This is a genomic window from Streptomyces mayteni, from assembly GCF_054783955.1.
Genome location: NZ_BAAGPR010000033.1, coordinates 13,656 through 27,464 on the forward strand (window position 1 = coordinate 13,656; position 13,809 = coordinate 27,464).

Annotated in this window: 15 protein-coding genes; 7 read left to right on the forward strand and 8 right to left on the reverse strand. The window is 73.5% G+C overall.

The window, feature by feature from the left end; genetic code table 11:
* Nucleotides 1-52 precede the first annotated feature (52 nt).
* Nucleotides 53-916, reverse strand: coding sequence for a spermidine synthase (locus ACYVPE_RS16890; RefSeq protein ID WP_461034428.1), 864 nt, complete (start codon nt 914-916; stop codon nt 53-55).
* A gap of 58 nt (nt 917-974) precedes the next feature.
* Nucleotides 975-2,150 (reverse strand): elongation factor Tu, encoded by a 1,176-nt coding sequence (gene tuf, locus ACYVPE_RS16895; RefSeq protein ID WP_461034429.1) that lies wholly within the window; start codon nt 2,148-2,150, stop codon nt 975-977.
* Between the two features lie 441 nt (nt 2,151-2,591).
* Here tuf and ACYVPE_RS16900 point away from each other — a divergent pair, with 441 nt between their 5' ends.
* Nucleotides 2,592-3,503, forward strand: coding sequence for an undecaprenyl-diphosphate phosphatase (locus ACYVPE_RS16900; protein WP_461034430.1), 912 nt, complete (start codon nt 2,592-2,594; stop codon nt 3,501-3,503).
* Between the two features lie 4 nt (nt 3,504-3,507).
* Nucleotides 3,508-4,098, forward strand: coding sequence for an SMI1/KNR4 family protein (locus tag ACYVPE_RS16905; protein ID WP_461034431.1), 591 nt, complete (start codon nt 3,508-3,510; stop codon nt 4,096-4,098).
* Between the two features lie 40 nt (nt 4,099-4,138).
* On the opposite strand, the gene ACYVPE_RS16910 is transcribed toward ACYVPE_RS16905, so the two are convergent.
* Nucleotides 4,139-5,041, reverse strand: coding sequence for a Gfo/Idh/MocA family protein (locus ACYVPE_RS16910; protein WP_461034473.1), 903 nt, complete (start codon nt 5,039-5,041; stop codon nt 4,139-4,141).
* Nucleotides 5,042-5,150: 109 nt separating this feature from the next.
* The gene (locus tag ACYVPE_RS16915; protein WP_461034432.1) at nt 5,151-6,113 is read right to left on the reverse strand and encodes a helix-turn-helix transcriptional regulator; all 963 of its coding nucleotides are present in this window, start codon (nt 6,111-6,113) and stop codon (nt 5,151-5,153) included.
* Nucleotides 6,114-6,205: 92 nt separating this feature from the next.
* On the opposite strand from ACYVPE_RS16915, the gene ACYVPE_RS16920 reads away from it, so the two are divergent.
* Nucleotides 6,206-6,625 (forward strand): DUF3224 domain-containing protein, encoded by a 420-nt coding sequence (locus tag ACYVPE_RS16920; RefSeq protein ID WP_461034433.1) that lies wholly within the window; start codon nt 6,206-6,208, stop codon nt 6,623-6,625.
* A 24-nt stretch (nt 6,626-6,649) separates the two neighbouring features.
* Here ACYVPE_RS16920 and ung read toward each other — a convergent pair whose 3' ends face one another.
* The 4 genes from ung to ACYVPE_RS16940 all read right to left on the reverse strand — a co-directional run bounded on the left by ung (nt 6,650) and on the right by ACYVPE_RS16940 (nt 9,675).
* Nucleotides 6,650-7,330 (reverse strand): uracil-DNA glycosylase, encoded by a 681-nt coding sequence (gene ung, locus ACYVPE_RS16925; protein WP_461034434.1) that lies wholly within the window; start codon nt 7,328-7,330, stop codon nt 6,650-6,652.
* A gap of 249 nt (nt 7,331-7,579) precedes the next feature.
* Complete coding sequence (gene fabG, locus ACYVPE_RS16930) at nt 7,580-8,341, reverse strand: 3-oxoacyl-ACP reductase FabG (RefSeq protein WP_461034435.1); 762 nt, start codon at nt 8,339-8,341, stop codon at nt 7,580-7,582.
* A gap of 90 nt (nt 8,342-8,431) precedes the next feature.
* Nucleotides 8,432-8,830, reverse strand: a complete 399-nt coding sequence (locus ACYVPE_RS16935; RefSeq protein ID WP_461034436.1) for a DUF3037 domain-containing protein — start codon at nt 8,828-8,830, stop codon at nt 8,432-8,434.
* A complete protein-coding gene (locus ACYVPE_RS16940) occupies nt 8,827-9,675 on the reverse strand; it encodes a HipA family kinase (RefSeq protein WP_461034437.1) in 849 nt (282 codons plus the stop codon). Before ACYVPE_RS16940 ends, ACYVPE_RS16935 begins: the two co-directional genes overlap by 4 nt.
* A gap of 189 nt (nt 9,676-9,864) precedes the next feature.
* Between ACYVPE_RS16940 and ACYVPE_RS16945 the strand changes: the two genes are divergently transcribed.
* From ACYVPE_RS16945 to ACYVPE_RS16960, 4 genes are all read left to right on the forward strand, one after another.
* Nucleotides 9,865-11,043, forward strand: a complete 1,179-nt coding sequence (locus ACYVPE_RS16945) for a mandelate racemase/muconate lactonizing enzyme family protein (RefSeq protein WP_461034438.1) — start codon at nt 9,865-9,867, stop codon at nt 11,041-11,043.
* Nucleotides 11,040-11,954: a dihydrodipicolinate synthase family protein gene (locus ACYVPE_RS16950; RefSeq protein ID WP_461034439.1), complete on the forward strand. Its 915-nt coding sequence runs from the start codon at nt 11,040-11,042 to the stop codon at nt 11,952-11,954. The genes ACYVPE_RS16945 and ACYVPE_RS16950 overlap by 4 nt, the downstream gene beginning before the upstream one ends.
* Nucleotides 11,951-12,709 (forward strand): SDR family NAD(P)-dependent oxidoreductase, encoded by a 759-nt coding sequence (locus ACYVPE_RS16955; protein ID WP_461034440.1) that lies wholly within the window; start codon nt 11,951-11,953, stop codon nt 12,707-12,709. The genes ACYVPE_RS16950 and ACYVPE_RS16955 overlap by 4 nt, the downstream gene beginning before the upstream one ends.
* A gap of 190 nt (nt 12,710-12,899) precedes the next feature.
* A complete protein-coding gene (locus tag ACYVPE_RS16960) occupies nt 12,900-13,805 on the forward strand; it encodes a carbohydrate ABC transporter permease (protein ID WP_461034441.1) in 906 nt (301 codons plus the stop codon).
* Nucleotides 13,806-13,809: the final 4 nt, after the last annotated feature.

Sequence of the window (13,809 nt, forward strand, 5' to 3'; positions counted from 1 at the left end):
ACCGCGAGGTTACCAGCGGGTAATGAAGCCGGGGAAGGGCCGCGGGACGCCCTCAGGCCAGGTCGAAGGCGCCGGCCGGCGGGCGGGGCGAGGGGATGCCGGCGTCGGCCGTCACGGGGGCGGTGTCGCCGATCAGCCGGGTGAGTTCGGCGCCGTGCACCACCCGGGCCGGGAACGGGTCGGCGGCGGCCAGCCGGGTCAACTCGGCTACCGGCAACGGGGCCCGGGAGGCGACGAGGACCAGGTTGCCGAAGCGCCGGCCACGCAGCACGGCGGGCTCGGCGATCAGGCACAGCTCGGCGAAGTGGAGGCGGAGCGTGGCCAGCCGGGCGCGCGTGAAGTCGAGCGGCGCGGCGTCGGCCAGATTGGCCGCGTAGACGCCGCCGGGACGCAACACCCTGGCCGCCTCGGCGACATGGCCGGCGCCCGTGAGGTGGGCGGGGATCGCGGAGCCGCGGAAGACGTCGGCCACGACGACGTCCGTGCCGGCCGAGGGCGCCGCGGCGAGCAGCGCGCCGGCGTCGCCGACGGTCACCTCGATGCCCGAGCCGGCCGCCGTCGGCAGCCGCTCCGCGACCAGTTCGACCAGGCCCCGGTCGACCTCGGCCACCCGCTGCCGCGAGCCGGGGCGCCGAAAGGCCGCGTACCTGGGCAGGGTGAGCGCCCCGCCGCCCAGGTGCACCAGGTCGAGCGGGACGCCGGGCGGCGCCGCGGTGTCCAGCACGTGCGCGAGCCGCCTGGCGTACTCGAACTCCAGGTGGCCGGGATCGTCCAGGTCGAGGTGGGACTGGGGCGCGCCGTCGACCGTGAGCAACCAGGCGCGCGGCCGGTCCAGGTCGGGCAGCAGCCGGGCGGTGCCCAGGTCGACGGCCCTGACCACGGGCGTCGACTCGTCGGGGGCGGGCTCGTCGTGCACCGTCCCATTGTGGCGCGTCGGCCAGGGGGCGTGTGCCCTGGCCGACGCGCCGCCGGCGTCAGTCCGCCACGACGGCGGTGACGGTGCCGGCGCCGACGGTCCTGCCGCCCTCGCGGACGGCGAAGCCGAGGCCGACCTCCAACGGCACCGGGTGGCCGAGTTCGACGCGGATGGTGACGGTGTCGCCGGGCAGCGCCACCGCGCCGCCGACCAGCGCGATGTCGCCGACCACGTCCGCGGTCCTGAGGTAGAACTGCGGCCGGTAGCCGGTGGCGACCGCGGTGCGCCGGCCGCCCTCGGCCGCCGACAGCAGGTACACCTCGGCGGTGAAGACGGACCGCGGGGTGACGCTGCCCGGGTGGGCCACCACGTGCCCGCGGCGCACCGCGTCCCTCGGCACGCCGCGCAGCAGCAGCGCCACGTTGTCCCCGGCCTGGGCCTCGGCCATCGGCTTGCCGAAGGTCTCGAGGCCGGTGACCACGGTCTCGGTGTCCGCGCCGAACACCGCCACCCGGTCGCCGACCCGCACCGTGCCGCGCTCGACCGCGCCGGTGACGACCGTGCCGCGGCCGGTGATGGTGAGGACGTTCTCCACCGGCAGCAGGAACGGGGCGTCGAGATAGCGCTCCGGCACCGGGACGTAGGTGTCCACGGCGTCGAGCAGCGCCTCGATGGCCGCGGTCCAGCGCGGCTCGCCGTTCAGCGCGCCGAGCCCGGAGACCCGGACCACCGGGAGCAGGTCCCCCGGGTAGCCCTGCTTGGTCAGCAGCTCGCGGACCTCGAGCTCGACCAGGTCCGTCAGCTCGTCGTCACCGGCGTCGGCCTTGTTGAGGGCCACCACGATGTGTTCGACGCCGACCTGGCGGGCCAGCAGCACGTGCTCCGCGGTCTGCGGCATCACGCCGTCGAGCGCCGAGACGACCAGGATCGCCCCGTCGAGCTGGGCCGCGCCGGTGATCATGTTCTTGACGTAGTCGGCGTGGCCTGGCATGTCGACGTGCGCGTAGTGCCGGGTCCCGGTCTCGTACTCGACGTGCGCGATGGTGATGGTGATGCCGCGGGCCGCCTCTTCGGGGGCCTTGTCGATGCGGTCGAAGGGCACGAAGGAGCCGGTGCCGCGGTCGCTGAGCACCTTGGTGATGGCGGCGGTCAGGGTGGTCTTGCCGTGGTCGACGTGGCCCATGGTGCCGATGTTGAGATGCGGTTTGGTGCGCGTGTACGCCTGCTTGGGCATGGCGGGGTGCTTCCTCGCTGCTGGGTGCGGGTCCCGGGGCGGGCCGTGGGGCCCGGGGCCGGGACGCGGACCCCGTGGTTCACCGGCCGACCCTCCCCCTGCGGGGCCCGCGGTGTTGTCCGGGAAGGGTCAGCTTCGGGCGCCGTCGGCGGTGGCCCGGCAGGGCGCTGCGAGGAGCGGGGCAGCCTTCGGCGCGTCCGCCTGGGCGGACGGCGCGGATGCGAAGGCGAGCCGGAACATGGGCACCATGATCGGGCCGGTGGGGGGTCGCCGTCGAACGGTTTTCGGCGGCCCGAGTTACGGCGCACCCGAGGCTCTGGCTTAGAGTGCCGTCTTGAACGAGGTGGGGCGGCCGTTCGCCGCTCGCGCTCACCTGTGGCGCGTTCCTCGTCTCACCACTCTTCCCCGTCCTTCCTCACGCCCCGGGATGTCGCAGAGTCCATGTCTTGGTTCGAATCGATCATCCTCGGGCTCGTCCAGGGGCTGACGGAGTTCCTTCCGATCTCGTCCAGCGCCCACCTGCGGCTGACCGCCGTCGCCTTCGACTGGCCCGACCCGGGCGCCGCGTTCACCGCGGTCACCCAGATCGGCACCGAGGCCGCGGTGCTCATCTACTTCCGGCACGACATCGTGCGCATCGTCTCGGCCTGGGCACGGTCGCTGACCGACAAGGCGATGCGTTCCGACCCCGACGCGCGGATGGGGTGGCTGGTCATCATCGGCTCCATCCCGATCGGCGTGCTCGGCCTGACGCTGCAGGACGCCATCGACGGCCCGTTCCGCGACCTGAGGCTGATCGCGGTGAACCTCATCGTGCTCGGCGTGATACTCGGCGTCGCCGACCGGCTGGCGGCACGCGACGCCACGGGCGGCAAGCACCGGGCGATCCGGGAGCGCAAGTCGCTCGACCAGCTGAGCGTCAGGGACGGCCTGCTCTTCGGGTTCGCCCAGGCGATGGCACTGGTGCCCGGCGTCTCCAGGTCCGGCGCGACCATCACCGGCGGTCTGTTCCTCGGCTACCGGCGCGAGGCGGCGGCCCGCTACTCCTTCCTGCTCGCCATCCCCGCGGTGATCGCGTCCGGCGGCTACGAGCTGACCTCGATCGGCGAGGAGGGGTCGCACGTCTCCTGGGGGCCGACGATCCTGGCCACGGTGGTGGCCTTCCTGATCGGGTACGCGATCATCGCCTGGTTCATGAAGTGGATCAGCACCCGCAGCTTCATGCCGTTCGTCTGGTACCGCATCGCCATCGGGCTCGTGCTGCTCGGGCTGATCTTCTTCGGGGTGGTCGACCCGGAGGCCGGCGCGGACATCGGTTCTGGCGACGACGTCAGCACCTCGGAGGAGGGCTGACCGCATGACCGACCCGGTCGCGTCGGTCTCCGAGTCCTGGGCCCGCATCGACGGCTGGCTGGCCGCCAACGCGCCGGCCAGCCTGGCCCGGCTCCGCCCGGGCGCCGACCCAGCCGCGCTGGCCGCCGCCGAGGCGGCGCTCGGCAGACCGCTGCCCGCCGACCTGGCCGCCTCGCTGGCCTGCCACGACGGCAGCGAGCCGGACTCGCGGCTGCTGCCACACCTCGTCGACCTGCTGTCGGCCGCGGGGGTCGTCGAGCAGTGGGAGCTGTGGAACGACGTGATGACGGAGTTCGACGAGGGCGAGGAACCCTGGGGGGTGCTCTCCGGCGAGACCCACTGGCACCGGCTCTGGGTCCCCGTCACCATCTTCCAGGGGGACCTCGAGGTCATCGACATGCGGCCGGGCCCGGGACAGGGCCGGCTTGGTTCGAGCCCCCACGACGGCCCCGGCCACTTCGGGGACGGGGCCTGGCCGTCGCTCGCCGCCTATCTGGCGGCGGTCGCCGACGTGCTGACCACCGGCCGGATGCCGGCCCCGGCCCCGTTCGACGCCCCGCACGTCAACGCCGCCGGCGAGCTGGAGTGGGGCTAGCCCCAGGACGCCAGGCCCAGGGCGCTCCTCCCCCAGGCGGCTAGTCGTGGCCGAGCGCGGCCCGCACCACCCGTTCGCACAGCTCGTGGGAGCGCAGCGCGTCGCGGGCGCTGAGGGTGCGCCCGGCGCGCACCGCGTCGAGGAAGCCGACGGCCGCCTGTTCGATGCCGCGCTGCCGGGCGACCGGCACCCAGTCGCCACGGCGTCGGACGCTCGGCTGGCCCTTGTGGTCGGTGATCTCGGCGAGGTTGCGGATCTCCCGCTTGCTGTCCTGTCCCGAGATCTCCAGGATCTCCTCGGCCGATCCCGACACCCGGTTCATCACGCCGAGCGCGGTGAACCCGTCGCCGGCCAGCTGGAGCACCACGTGGTGCAGCAGTCCTTGGCGCGTCCGGGTGGAGACGTCGACCCGGTCGACGTCCCCCGGCACCAGGAAGCGCAGGGTGTCCACGACATGGATGAAGTCGTCGAAGACGGTGCGGCGCGGATCCTCTGGCAGTGACCTGCGGTGTTTCTGCAGCACGATCAGGTCGCGCGGATGCTCGAGGCAGTGGGCGTAGGCGGGGGCGTGGCGGCGGTTGAAGCCGACGGCCAGCGGGACGCCGCGCTGCTCGGCCAGCTCCACCAGGCGCTGGGCGGCGCCGAGTTCCGAGGCCAGCGGTTTGTCGACATAGGTGGGTATCCCGGCGGTGAGCAGCCGGCTGACGATCGCGGGGTGGGCCGCCGTCGGGGCATGCACGAAGGCGGCGTCCGGGCGGGCGGCGATCAGCCCGTCGAGGTCGGGGTGGCAGTGCTCGGGCGGCACCCGGTGGGCGTGGGCGATCCGTTCCAGGGTGGCGGGGCTGCGGGTGTGCAGCAGCGGCCGCACCCCTGGTTGGGTGGTGATCACCGGCAGGTACGCCTTCTGGGCGATGTCGCCGAGACCGATCACGCCGACCTTCACTCGTGGCCCCCTGGTGTCCTCGCGGTGGTCGCGGGCCGGGATCGCCGCCCGCCGGTCGCTGACCGGCAGCATAGGCGGGGCGTCGCGCGCCGCGGTCGGCGGCCGCCGGTCAGCGGTAGCGGTCGGCCAGCTCGTGGACGGCGGCCACGAGGGCGGCGCGCAGCTCGGGCGGGCCGAGCACCTCCGCGTCGGCGCCGAGGCGGAGCAGGTCGGCGACGGCGATCGGCGTGTTCTCCACGGGCAGGGTCACCTCCGCCCAGCCGTCCGGCTGGGGATCGCCCGCCTCCCCTGCGGCCCTGGCGCCGGCGGTGCCGAACATCATCGGCAGCAGCGCGCGGCCGCGCGGGGAGACCCGGAGCCGCGCCTCGCCCTGGTAGCGGGCGGCCTCCAGGGCCCGGGCCGAGACGGCCCAGTAGTCGGCCAGGTCGAAGCCGGCCGGCCGCTCGGCGGGCCCGTCGAGCGGCTCGACGGCGAGCAGCCTGGAGACCCGGTAGGTGCGCGGCGCGCCGTCGGCGGCGGCCACCAGGTACCAGATGCCGCCCTTGAGCACCAGGCCGAGCGGGTCGAGGTCCCGCCGCACCTCGCCGCGCCAGCGGCGGTAGCTGACCCGGAGCCGGCCGGCCTCCCAGACGGCGGTGGCGACCTGGGCGAGGAAGGGCACCGGGTCGGCGTCGCGGAACCAGCCTGGCGCGTCCAGGTGGAAGCGCTCCTGGATCCGGCGGGCCCGGTCGCCGAGTTCGGCGGGGAGCGCGGCGGCCAGCTTGAGCGAGGCCGTGGCCAGGTCGGCGCCGAGGCCGAGGTCGGCCGCGGCGGCCGGCATGCCGGCGAGGGCGAGCGACTCGGCCTCGTCGCCGGTGAGGCCGGTGAGCCGGGTGCGGTAGCCGCCGAGCAGCCGGAAGCCGCCGGCCGGGCCGCGGTCGGCGTAGACCGGGACGCCGGACGCCGCCAGCGCCTCGATGTCGCGGTAGACGGTGCGGACCGAGACCTCGAGCTCGGCGGCGAGCTGCGGGGCGGTGAGCCGGCCGCGGTTCTGCAGCAGGAGCAGGGTCTGGAGGAGCCGGTCGGCACGCATGCCCCCATTGTGCCGCCGTACCTGACAGAAGGTGTCAGGTACGGCGTTCAGAGTGGGGCCCGCACCACGTCAGACCTATCGAGGAGCACCTCATGACCAGCACGACCACCTCGGACGCCGGCACCTTCACCTACCGGGACTGGCAGGAGAGCGTGGTGGCGGGCGACGAGGGCGGGGCCAGGCTGGCCAGGGCCACCGTCGTCAACACCTTCTCCGGCGCGATCGAGGCCGCGGCCACCGCCTGCGCCTACGCGATCACCTACGCCACCGGCGGCACCGGCTCGTTCACCGGCTTCGAGCGGATCGAGGGCGCGGTGGACGGGCGCTCCGGCACCTTCACGCTGCGGGAGTGGGGCACCTTCGACGGGGAGCTCGGCCGGGTGCACTGCTCGTTCGAGGTCGTCGCCGGCTCGGGCACCGGCGAACTCGCCGGGCTGCGCGGCACCGGTGGCTTCGTCACGGAGCCCGGCCGGACGACCTTCCCCTACTCCTTCGAGCACGAGCTGGCCTGAACGGGCGGGCGCGCTCCCCGTCCGTCACTTCCCGAGGTCGGGGATCCGCCAGTCGATCGGCTCGTGGCCCTGGGCGGCGATCGCCGCGTCGATCTGGGTGAAGGGCTTGGAGCCGAAGAACTTCTTGGCCGAGAGCGGCGAGGGGTGCGCGCCCTCCACCACCGCGTGCCGCTCGGTGTCGATCAGCGGCAGCTTCTTGCGGGCGTGGGCGCCCCAGAGCACGAACACCGCCGGATCCTGGCGGCTCACCACGGCGCGGATCACCGCGTCGGTGAACTGCTCCCAGCCCTTCCCCTTGTGGGAGTTGGGCTCGGCCTCCCGGACGGTGAGCACCGCGTTGAGCAGCAGCACGCCCTGCTCGGCCCACGGCATCAGGTAGCCGTTGTCCGGGACCGGGAGGCCGAGTTCGGCGTGCAGTTCCTTGTAGATGTTGCGCAGCGAGGGCGGGACGCGGACGCCGGGGCGCACGGAGAAGCAGAGGCCGTGGCCCTGGCCGGCGCCGTGGTACGGGTCCTGGCCGAGGACCAGGACCTTGACCCGGTCGAAGGGGGTGGCGGCCAGAGCCGCGAACACCTCGTCGCGCGGCGGGTACACCGGCCCCTTCGCCCGCTCCTCCTCGACGAACTCGGTGAGCTCCTTGAAGTAGGGCTTGTCGAGCTCCTCGCCGAGAACGCCCTGCCAGGACTCGGGCAGCATGCCGGTCACGTCGTCAACCTCCGAGGGTTCGCGATCAGTTGTCGCCTGAAACGTACCGGCAGCCACTGACAGCGGGCACCTCGGTCCAGCCCCTAGGGCCTGTCTTTTGGGTCTTCGTGGATCAGGCCGCGGCGTCAGATGCGGTGCATCGCAAGGCGCCGGATCGCAGCTCATACTTGGCCGTATTCGCGCGATTCGGTAACGCAGCGAGGTGCCGTAGCTGGCGTCGCGGCCCCACGAAGATCCGGAAGACAGGCCCTAGTCCAGCGGGCCGCCGGCCACGTAGAGCACCTGCCCGGAGACGAAGCCGGCGGCGTCGCCGGTGAGGTAGGCGATGGCGCCCGCGACGTCCTCGGGGCGGCCGACGCGGCGCACCGGGATCGACTCGGCGGCGGCCCGCTGGAAGTCCTCGAAGCCCATGCCGACGCGGGCGGCGGTCTGGGCGGTCATGTCGGTGACGATGAAGCCGGGGGCGACCGCGTTGGCGGTCACGCCGAACTTGCCGAGCTCCAGGGCGAGGGTCTTGGTGAAGCCCTGCAGACCGGCCTTGGCCGCCGAGTAGTTGGCCTGCCCCCGGTTGCCCTGCGCGGAGCTGGACGACAGGCTGACGACGCGTCCGAAGCCGGCGTCCACCATGTGCTTCTGGCAGGCGCGGGACATCAGGAAGGCACCGCGCAGGTGGACGTTCATCACCGTGTCCCAGTCCGCCTCGCTCATCTTGAACAGCAGGTTGTCGCGGAGCACGCCGGCGTTGTTGACCAGGATCACCGGCGGGCCGAGCTCCTCGGCGACCCGGGCGACGGCGCGTTCCACGGCGGTCGCGTCGGCGACGTCGCAGCCGACGGCGAGCGCCCGGCCGCCGGCCGCGGTGATCTCGGCGACGGTGCCGGCGCAGCTCTCCTCGGCGAGGTCGAGCACGGCGACCGCCCGGCCCTCGGCGGCGAGCCGGACGGCGGTGGCGGCGCCGATCCCCCGGGCCGCCCCGGTGACGATGGCGACGCGCTGCTCGGTGGTGGACATGCTGGCTTCTCCTCGCCGTCGAGTGTGCCGACCGGTGCTACTCGTTGGTAACGAGCGCACGGGCGACGGTAGAAGGGGGCGAACCCACTGTCAACGCACCAGCACGTCGAGCAGTCGGTCGAGTTCGGCGACCGGGTCGGCGGTGAGCCCGGAGTGCACGGGGCCCGGCTGGACGACGGTACTGCGCGGCGCGATCAGCCAGCGGAACCGCCGGCCCACGTCGTCACCGGCGGCCTGTCCGGCGCCCGGGCCGCCGTGGCAGACGCGCTCGGCGGCGCGCAGCGCGGCCCGCACGCCGGCCACGTCGGCGCCGGGGTCGAGGGCGTGCAGCCGCTCGGTGTCCAGGTGGACGCGGGCGCCGAGGAAGGAGCCGGCCCGGCAGTAGAGGACCACGCCGGCGTTCATGGTCTCGCCGCGCTCCATCCGCGGCACGACGCGCAGCAGGGCGTACTCGAAGACGTCGCGCCCTTCGTGTGGTGCGCTGCTCATCGGGCGGCTCCGCTGGGCTGGTCGGGACGGCGGGGCTGGTCGGGACGGCCGGTGAGCCAGCCGGGGGCCTGGGAGGGGCGGTCGGCGGTGGGGGCGCCGACCGAGACCCGCTCGCCGATGGTGGCGGCGCGGTCGGCCAGGAGGTCGGCGTAGGCGGCGCGCAGTTCGTCGGGGGTGGCGAAGCCGGGCTCGTCGGCCAGCCACTCGTCGGGCACCTGGGCGAGCACCTCGGCGAGCAGGGCGGGGGTGACCCGCGGGGCCAACTCGGCGGCGGCTGCGGGCACGTCGGGGCCGAAGGGCGCGAGCGCGTGGTCGGAGGCGTCGTAGCCGCGGGCCGCCGAGGCGGCCGCCGTCGGCCAGTTGTGGTGCCAGATCAGCGCGGCGCCGTGGTCGATCAGCCAGAGGTCCCCGTGCCAGACCAGCAGGTTGGGGTTGCGCCAGGACCGGTCGACGTTGTTGACCAGCGCGTCGAACCAGACGATCCGGCCGGCCTGGGCGGCGTCCACCCGGTAGGCCAGCGGGTCGAAGCCGATGGAACCCGGCAGGTAGTCCATGCCGAGGTTGAGCCCGCCGCTGGCCTTGAGCAGCTCCTGCACCTCCTGGTCGGGCTCGCCGCGGCCGATGACGGGGTCGAGCCGGATCCGGATCAGCTCGGGCACCCGCAGCCCGAGGCGGCGGGCGAGTTCGCCGCAGATCACCTCGGCGACCAGGGACTTGCGGCCCTGACCCGCGCCGGTGAACTTCATCACATAGGTGCCGAGATCGTCGGCCTCGACGATGCCGGGCAGCGAACCCCCCTCCCTGAGGGGGGTCACATACCGGATCGCGCAGGTTTCGCGCAGCATTCCCCCAGGTTATCCGCCACCGGCCCGTCCACCCGCTCCCGCGATACCGCTCCCCGGGGGCTCCAACTCCTCGAACAGCGAACCCATCCACCGGTATTGACGATCATCATGCACCAATTGCATGCTGCTTGCAGAATGTGGAGGCAAGCCCGCTTCCGCACCCTCGTCCGGCAACTCTGGTGGCAAGTCTTGGCGCACATAGCCGACATACGAGCCTTCGTCCTCAAACTCTCGCATGATCAGGTCTACCTGGGGCGCCTGACGGACGGCAGCGAACTCACCGACGACCGCGGCTATGTGGTGCGCGCCCCGTGGCGCAGCCTCTATTCCTCCCGCTTCGAGACGCTGCTGGTCAGGATCACGGCCTCGGACGGGACGATCGGCTGGGGCGAGGCCCTGGCGCCGGTCGGCCCAGAGGTGCCCGCCACGATCGTCGCGAAGCTGCTGCGGCCCTCGCTGCTTGGCGCGCCGGTCGGAGCGGTGCGGCCGGCGTGGCACCGACTGCGCGACCTGATGCGGGAGCGCGGCCACCTGACGGGACACCAGGCGGACGCGTTGGCCGCGGTCGACATCGCGCTGTGGGACCTGGCCGGCCGCCGCGCGAAGCTGCCCGTCGCCGAGCTCCTGGGTGGGGCCTTCCGCACCACCGTGCCCGCCTATGTCTCCGGGCTGCCGGTGGAGACGAACGCCGAGCGCGCCGCCCTGGCGGCAAACTGGGCGGCACAGGGCGTCTCGCTGATCAAACTGCACCTGGGACAGGGGATCGACGCCGACCTGGACGCCGTGGACACCGTGCTCGCCGCCGACGACCGGTTGCGGGTGGCCGTGGACGCGCACTGGGCGTACTCCTTCCCTGAGGCGGCGCGACTCGGCGAAGCCCTGGGCCGGCGGGGCCGGGTGGCGTTCCTCGAGGCGCCGCTCGCGCCGGAGGACGTCGAGGGGCACCGGGAGCTGCAGCGCAGGCTCGGCCTGCCCGTCGCCGTCGGCGAAACCCTGCGCACCGCCTACGAGTTCCGGCACTGGCTGGAGCGCCGCTCGCTCCAGCTCGCCCAGCCCGACGTGGCCAGGACCGGCCTGACGGAGGCGGTGTCGATCGCCGAACTCGCCGCGGCCCACCATGTGCCGGTGGCGCCACACCACTCCGTCGGCCTTGGCGTCGCCACCGCCGCCGGGCTGCACCTGGCGGCCGCGTTGCCCGCCATGCCGCACTTCGAGTTCCAGCCCACGACGTGGCGTGCGGCGAACCGCACGCTGCGCACCGAACTCACGGGCGGGCCCGGCGCTGGCCTTTCCCTGCCGCCCGGCCCGGGGCTCGGGATCGAGGTCGACGAGGAGTTCGTGTTCCACCACGCCGAGGAGGTCATGTGAGCAACCCCGTTCGCGGTCTGGTGCCGATTCTGGCCACGCCGTTCCACCCCGACGGCACCCTGGACCGGCCGTCGCTGCGCGCACTCACCAGGTTCCAGCTCGACAGCGGCGCGGACGGGGTGGCGGTGTTCGGAATGGCCAGCGAGGGCTTCGCCCTCACCGCGGCCGACCGGGACGCCATCCTCACGGATGTGACGGACGTGACGGCGGGCGCGGTGCCCGTGGTCGCGGGGATCAGCCCGACCAGCCTCGCCACCGCGCTCGAGCAGGCCGAGCAGGCGGTGCGAGGGGGCGCCGGCGCGCTGATGGTGCTGCCGCCCTACCTGGCCAAGCCCACTCCGGCGCAACTCCTGGAGTTCTACGGGGTCCTCGGGGAGCGCACCGGTGTCTCGGTGATGGTGCAGGACGCCGCCGCGACCACGGGTGTCGCCCTTCCCACGCCGCTGCTCGCGGAGATCGGGGCCCTGCCGGGCGTGGACTCGGTGAAGGTGGAGGCTCCTCCCACCCCGCTCAAGACGGAGGCCGTGGTCGCGGCCGCACCGGCCGGGTTCGAGGTGCTCGGCGGGCAGAACGCCCTGTTCCTGCTCGACGAGCTGGCCGCCGGGGCGGTGGGCACCATGCCGGCCTGCGAGTTCACCGATCTGCTGCGCACGGTGCTCGACGACTGGGAGAAGGGGCACGTCGAACGGGCGCACGCCGCTTTCGAGCGTCTGCTTCCGCTCATCCGCTTCGGCATGCAGCCCGGCCTCGCCTGGGCGGTGCACAAGGAGGTGCTGGTCCACCGGGGCGTCATCGCCTCCGCCGCGGTCCGGCTGCCGGCCGCCGCCCTGCCGGAGTCCACACGGACCAGGCTGCGGGGGATCCTGCGACGGCTGGGGATGGCCACGTCGGCGCCCGGCGGCATCGCGTGAGCGGCCCTCGCCCGCGTGGCGCCCTCGTCGTCGGCGGCGGTTCACCCATCGGGATCGCCGTCGCCCGGGCTCTGACCGAGGACGGCCTGGCCGTCGCGGGTTGTGGACTGGAGCGGGCGAGCGCTCCGGTGTTCGCCTCGTACACCGTCGCCGACTGCGCGGAGCCGGACGGCGCGCGGCGGGCCGTCGAGGCGGCGCTACGGGACCTGGGCTCCCTGGACGTGCTGGTGACGGCCGCCGCCGCGATGCCGGTCGCCCGGGCCGCCGACACCACGGACGAGCAGTGGCGGACGTCCCAGGCCGCCACGCTCGACACCGCCTTCTACACCGTCCGCGCCGCGCTCCCCCACCTCGGCGAGGGGGCGGCGATCACGGCCGTCACCTCGGTGAACGCGTTCCTGGCCGCGCCGGGGCTACCGGGGTACGCGGCGGCGAAGGCCGGCGTGGAGGGCCTGGTACGGCAACTGGCCCTGGACTACGGGCCGCGCGGCATCCGCGTCAACGCCGTCGCCCCGGGGATGATCGACGGCGAGCGGCTCGGGCTCGTCAACGTCGCCGAGGGCTATCCGCTGGGACGCACCGGACGTCCCGAGGAGGTGGCGCAGGCGGTGCGCTTCCTCTCGTCACCGGCGGCGTCGTTCGTCACGGGGGTCGTGCTGCCGGTCGACGGCGGACTGTCCATCGCCTCGCCGGCCGCCTGGCTCCGCCCCGACCTGCGGGCCCGCTTCCTGCCGGGGCAGGACCGCGCGGAGTGACCGTCCGGCCCGCCGGACCGATCGGCCCCGCCTCCCTCCCCCCTCGCTCACCTTTTCCCGCCATGAGGGTTGACGATCGAGCAAAATGCGGCGGAGGATCCCACATGTTGCAAGCGAGATCCACAGGAGTGGCGTCGCCCCGCGGTACCGCCGACCGGCCACGTTCCCGTGTCCAGAAGAGGAGCAAGCCATGAGCGCGCTGTCCGGCGCCGGCCCCCGCCGCGGTGAACGCCTGTCCCACACGGCCTTCGCCCTGTTGCTCACCCTTCCCGGCCTCGCGCTGCTCGCCGCCGTCGTGCTGTACCCGCTGGTGGCGGCGCTGAACACCGGCTTCTTCGAGCAGTCGCTCGTGGAACCCGGCCGTGACTTCGTGGGCCTGCGGAACTACCGCGAGGCCCTGTCGGACGACTTCTGGCCGGTGCTGCGCCACACGCTGGTCTTCACCGTCGGCGCGACCGTGCTGCCGTTCCTCGTCGGCTTCGCCCTGGCGCTCGCGCTCGACTCGGGCATCAGGGCGAGCGGGTTCCTGCGCGGGCTCCTCCTCTTCCCCTGGGTCATCCCCGGCGTCGTCGTCTCCTTCCTCTGGATGTGGATCTTCAACGCCAACTACGGGGTACTCAACGGCCTGCTGGTGCGGGCCGGGATCATCGAGGAGGGCGTCAGCTGGCTCGGCGACCCGACCACCGCCATGATCGCGGTGATCGTCACCAAGTCCTGGGCGAGCTTCCCCTGGATGATGGTGATGCTGCTGGCCGGCCTGCAGACGGTGCCCCGGGAACTGCACGAGGCGGCGTCCGTCGAGGGGGCGGGCGCGGTTCGCCGCTTCTTCACGGTCACCTGGCCCGCCGTGCGCGGCATCGCCGCGATCGCCCTGCTGCTGGAGTTCATCTGGAACTTCCAGCACTTCGACACCATCTACGTGCTCACCGGCGGCGGACCGGCCGGTGCCACGGAGACGTTCTCGGTCGCCGTCTACCAGGAGGCCTTCCGCGGCTTCGACCTGGGACGTGCCACCGCCCTCGGCGGGCTGTGGATGCTGCTGCTCCTGCTCCTCGTCGGGGTGTACCTCAGGATCTCCGAGCGGGAGAACAGGTGATCAC